Raw genomic sequence first — 5,647 nt, 5'->3', positions numbered from 1 at the left:
GTTGGTGCTGTTCTTCTTCGCTCAAATAGTTTAACTGCTTAAGAGGCGTCAGGGGTTGTACTATCAACGCCTCCATCAACCGCTGCAGGTGATCTGCCATACGGCTGATCGTCTGCTCTGTGTATATGTCGGTATTATATACAAAATTTGCCTGCAAACCTCCTGCAACTTCAGTAAACTCGAATGAGAGGTCGAATTTGCTGGTAGTGTGTCGCTGTTCCGCATAGGGACTGATCTTCAGTTCTTCCAGCTTCTGCAATTGCTGGCTATGATCGGCGTCTGCATTCTGAAGAACAATGGAAACATCAAAGACTGGGTTCCTGTTGATGTCATGCTGCAACTGCAGTTCCTCCACAAGCTGGTCAAAAGGGTATACCTGGTGTTCATAAGCGCCTAGCGTTACTTGCCTGGCCTGTTGCAGCAGTTCATTGAAGGATCGTTCCTGTTCAGGTTTGAGCCGCAGGGCAAGTGTATTCAGGTAACATCCGATCTGGTCTTCCAGGTCAGCATGTTGCCTTCCGGCGATGACGGTACCGGTTACGATATCATGCTGTCCGGTGTAACGTTGCAGTAAGATGGTCACAGTAGCCAGTAATCCCATGAAGAGCGTCGCATCCTGCTGATGGCAGCATGCTTTAAGCTGCTGAATGGTGTGGTTGTCTATCCATCGGCTAACACTGTATCCCCTGAAGCTTTTAACGGGTGGCCTGTTATTATCCAGGGGCAGTTCCAACACCGGAACGTTTCCTTCAAATTGTTTAAGCCAGTAGCTCCTGTGCAACTGCAAGCTTTCTCCGCTTAATTGTTGCTGTTGCCAGGCGGCATAATCTTTATACTGGATAGGCAGTGGCTGTAGAGGCACCTGTTCCCCGTGAATGTATGCATTATAAAGTTGGAGCAGCTCCCGGATAAATATTCCCATGGACCATCCGTCGCTGCAGATGTGATGCATGACATAGGTCAGCACCCAGCGATCATCCTGTATCTGGTATAATGCGGTATGCAGGAGGGAACCTGTACTGAGATCAAAGGCATGTTGCATGTCCTGTTGTACGAGCTTTTGGAGCCGATTTTGCTGTTCGCTTACCTGTCTCAGGTCCTCGCAGGTTACCTGGAAAGCAGCCGCTGCTGATTCTGCAGGTAGTATGATCTGCCGGGGTTCTCCCTGTTCACTCTGACGGAACACCGTACGCAGTATCTCATGCCGCTCTATCATACTCCTGAATGCAAAGGTTAAAGCCGTAATATCCAGCTTGCCTTCCAATGTACATGCACCGGGCATATTATAAGCAGTATTACCTGTTGCCAGCTGGCTCAATATCCACAAGCGGCGTTGAGAAGGAGATAGAACATAACTATCCTGGGAAGCGGCTTTGGGGACCGCATAATGTGCCTGTTTTCGCTGTTTGTATGATGATATCAGTGCAATAAGGTCTTCTTTATGATATTTTATTTCATTCAGCAGTTCATGGTCTAAAACACCTTTAGGAGCCTGCAGGTCAAGCCTGTCGCCTACTACCTGTATAGCTACCTTTAATTCCTTTAATCTTGAATACAGCTCGGTTATCATATAGAGAAATTTTCAGTGTTTTCTGCACTATCTATCTTAAAAAGTTCATTATTGGCCCAGTAGATACTTTCAATTTCATTGTAAATGCCTTCTACCGTTGGATGATTGAAGATGATACCGGGACTTAAGCTGACCTCAAAAGTTTTCCTGATCCTTGAGATCAGCTGGATAATTTTCAGGCTATGGCCGCCAGACTCAAAGAAATTGTCTTTCATACCTATTTTTTCTTTCCCAAGCACTTCCTGCCAGATCATAACAAGCTTTTCCTCCATCGCATTGCGGGGAGCAACGTAGGTTGTGCCTGTGCTCATTCCATGTTCTACGGGAGCTGGCAACGCCCGCCTGTTTATCTTTCCGCTGGAGGTTAGCGGTAAAGCCGGTAGTTGGACAAAATAAGCGGGTATCATATAAGTCGGCAGTGATCTGTCCAGGAAAGCACGCAGATCCGATGTAACCAGGTGTTCCTTGCTGACTACATAACCAACCAGTTCCTTATCTCCCTGCGGTGACGTCCATACCTGAACGGTCACCGCATTAACCGTTTCCAGCTTAAGCAACACCTGCTCTATTTCCCCCGGTTCTATCCGGTAGCCACGGATCTTTACCTGGCAGTCTTGTCTTCCGACATATTCTATGTTACCGTCCGGTAACCATCTGGCCAGGTCATTGGTTCTGTATATCCGGGCGCCTTTTTTGAAGGGATCGGGTATAAATTTTTCTGCAGTCAGATCCGGGTTGTTCAGATATCCTCTTGATAGTCCTATTCCGCCAATACATAGTTCGCCGGTTATTCCCACTGGTAAGAGCTGCTGCTCTTTTCCCAGGATATAAATATGCGTATTCCATATAGGACGCCCTATAGGCACTTTGTTATCCCCGGCAGACGTGGCATAATGAGTGACCTCTATAGAGGCTTCCGTAGGCCCGTATAGGTTATAAAGAGGAACTGCTGTTTTCGCATACCATCGCTTTACAGTTTCCAGGGCTAAAGCTTCTCCGCTGGAAATGACCATTCGCAGGCTGCTTAGTGTATTCTCTGCACCTTCATCGTCAGATAAGGCAGCGATGAATGCATTTAACATGCTGGGTACAAAATGAGAACAGGTGACCTGGTGTTGTTTGATCAGCGACAGCAGCCGGGCTGGTGACCCTGCGTCTTCTTTGGTGCATAGCAACATGCTGGCGCCAAAGCACAGCGAAACGAATATTTCCCATACTGAAACGTCAAATGTAAATGCAGTCTTTTGCATGATCACGTCTGATGTGCTAAGCGCATAATGTTGCCACATCCATGATATCCGGTTGATAATGCCTTTATGTTCCAGCATACAGCCTTTAGGATGGCCGGTAGAGCCGGAGGTATAGATCACATAAGCCAGGTTGGAGGACCTGGTGGAAGTATCGGGGGACGTCCTGTCATATTGGTCGCGTATCTCATTGAACTTTGCCAGTTCCGCATCGTCAATCAGTAACCTGCAGCTGCTGTCGTGCATTATATAAGCGATCCGTTCTTCCGGGTAATGTTCATCTATTGGAACATATGCTCCACCTGATTTTAGTACTCCCAGTATTGACACGATCATCCATTCATTCCGCCCGATCATGATGCCTATGCGGTCATCAGACTGTATTGCATATTGTTGCCGGAGATACCGGCCTAACTGGTTGGATACTTCATCCAATTCACGATAACTAATCACTTTTCCTTCAAAAAGAATAGCTGTTTTATCGGGGTGGCGCTGTACCTGTTCTTCAAACAGGCTAATGAGAGTGTTGCCGGCAGGAATGTCAGCAGCCGTATTATTGAAAGTAGTCAGTAATCGATCCTTTTCCTCAGCGCTCATCAGTTGGGCCTGCTCGATCTTAAGATGCGGTGTATGGATAATATGTTTCAGGATAGCGCAATACAGGAGTACTATCTGCTCTGCAGGAATACCGGAGTGGAGTTTTTTCGTCAGGCTAAGGTTGATCTTGTATTGCCCCGCTGTTGTATCTATTGTAAAGTCAAAATAGGTGTTGCCCTGTACCACGCTGTTGACGTTCAGTCTGGATGGAGCATCCCCATTTGCATCCGGTGTATGGCTATCCTGCAGGTCGTCCATCACATGAAAGTCGACATAATTAAATATCACATCGAAGAACGGGTTTCCCGCTTCGTGCTGCTTCCCGTGGAGGCGGGCTATTTCCAGTATACTCAACCGTTCTTTGTCTTTAAGCAACACCAGTTTTTCATGAACGATGGCTGCCAGCGCTGCACCTGTCAGCGAATCAGCTATGTTTACATGCAAAGGGATGGTGTTGAGAAAACAGCCGAGTATAGCATCGCCATCTTCGCAATTTGGGCGGGTATTGGTCACCAGGCCGGCCAGCACTCCGGGCTCATAGTTAAGCAACTTCAACAAATACAGATAAGCGCTTAATGAGATGACTTTTATGCTGGTGTTCAAAGCAGATGCAGTATTTTTCAGCTGATCCAGTTCTTCATGCTTGAAAGTCAGGGTATAGGCATCCAAAGTGTTCTCCCTGGTGAAAATGTCGAGGCGGGTTGCGTACTCCAGCTCCTGTTGCCAGAATGCACTGATCTGCTCATCTTTTTTATCCAGTTCATGCTGTACGATGAATTCTTTATAAGAAGCCTTCAGCTTTTCAGGAATGTAACTGCTGTTCTCCGACAACTTCAGATACAGGTTGTTCAGCTCTGTTATAAAGGACATTTCACTCCATCCGTCGATGATGGCGTGATGGCACTGGAATACAAATACGATTTCGTCCTTTCCCAGGTTAAATGCCGCCATACGCCACAAGGGAGCAGTTGAGAGGTTGAATGGGCGTTTTATTGCAGCTGTAGAAAATTCCCGGATATGTGCTTCCTGATGTGATCTTTCCCAGGAGGACAGGTCCTGGTAGTCAGAATCAATGTTGACCGCTTTATATACAATCTGGACTTCCCTGTCAAAATCGCTAAGATTAAAGGCGGTCCTGAGAATGGGGTGTTTGTCGCTAAGCAGCTGCAACGCATGTCTGAAGCGCATAATGTCGAAGTCAGGCAGTACTTTTTGAAATACCTTGATGTCATGATATACGCCTATGCCCTTTACCATGGATTCAAATACCATCCCTTTCTCGATATCGCTCATGGGGTATATGTCTTCTATATTCGCGGTATCGCTAAGCGTGGAAAGGATCTTTTCTTTTAATGCCTCGATCTCCGCCCTGATCTCAGCTTCTTTCTGCTGTCTTTTCATCTGTAGCTGCAGCCTGTCATCTTTATGGGCATGGATATTTACTAATAGCGCTTCAATAGTAGGATGCTTATATACATCTGCCACTGGTATGTCAAGGTTCAGTTGCTTTCTGACGGCGGCCAGCATCCTTAATATTTTGATGGAGTCACCGCCAAGATCAAAGAAGCTGTCTCTGATCCCTACTCTTTCCCTGCCTAGTATCTCCTGCCAGATGTGGGCAATTTGTTGTTCAGTATCGTTGGCAGGAGCTACATAGGCCGCAGCGGAGGGGGATCCATCAGGAAGGGGCAACATTTTTTTGTCTACCTTCCCGTTGGTGGTTAAAGGAAGCACCTCCAGTTGCATGTAATGTGCCGGCAGCATATAAGCCGGTAAGCAGCTTGTAAGATGGCTGCGGATCTCCGCTACATCTATCTGCCGCTTAGCGGTAAAATAGGTTGCCAGTTCGGGCTCACCAGCAGTATTGGGAACGGTGACTACCACTGCAGTTGATATATCCGCCAGGGTTAAAATAGCATTTTCAATTTCTCCGGGTTCAATACGATACCCTTTGATCTTTACCTGTTCATCCTTCCTGCCAATGTATTGTATCTCACCTTGTGGCAGCCATCTTCCCAGATCACCGGTCCAGTACATAAGGCTGCCTGGCCTGTAAGGATTAGCAATAAACTTCTGCGCAGTAAGCTCGGGGTTATTGAGATATTGCTTAGCCAGTCCGGCGCCTGTGATGCATATCTCTCCTGTCACACCAATAGGACAAAGTCGCCCGGCCTCGCTAAGGATGAATATCTCTGTTGCCGTAATGGGCTTACCGATCAGTATCTGTGCATCA

2 protein-coding genes are annotated in these 5,647 nt (G+C 47.0%); both read right to left on the bottom strand.

The annotated features are described in order from the left end of the window. The coding region (locus Q0577_RS00455) for a condensation domain-containing protein (protein ID WP_298731695.1) at positions 1–1,570 on the bottom strand (1,570 nt) is incomplete at its 3' end. After that, the coding region (locus tag Q0577_RS00450) for an amino acid adenylation domain-containing protein (RefSeq protein WP_298731693.1) at positions 1,567–5,647 on the bottom strand (4,081 nt) is incomplete at its 5' end. The genes Q0577_RS00455 and Q0577_RS00450, both read right to left, overlap by 4 nt.

The organism is uncultured Chitinophaga sp. (assembly GCF_937898475.1).
Classification (GTDB): Bacteria; Bacteroidota; Bacteroidia; order Chitinophagales; family Chitinophagaceae; genus Chitinophaga.
The sequence above is the reverse complement of the archived record's forward strand: the minus strand, read 5'-3'. Positions and strand labels throughout refer to the sequence as shown.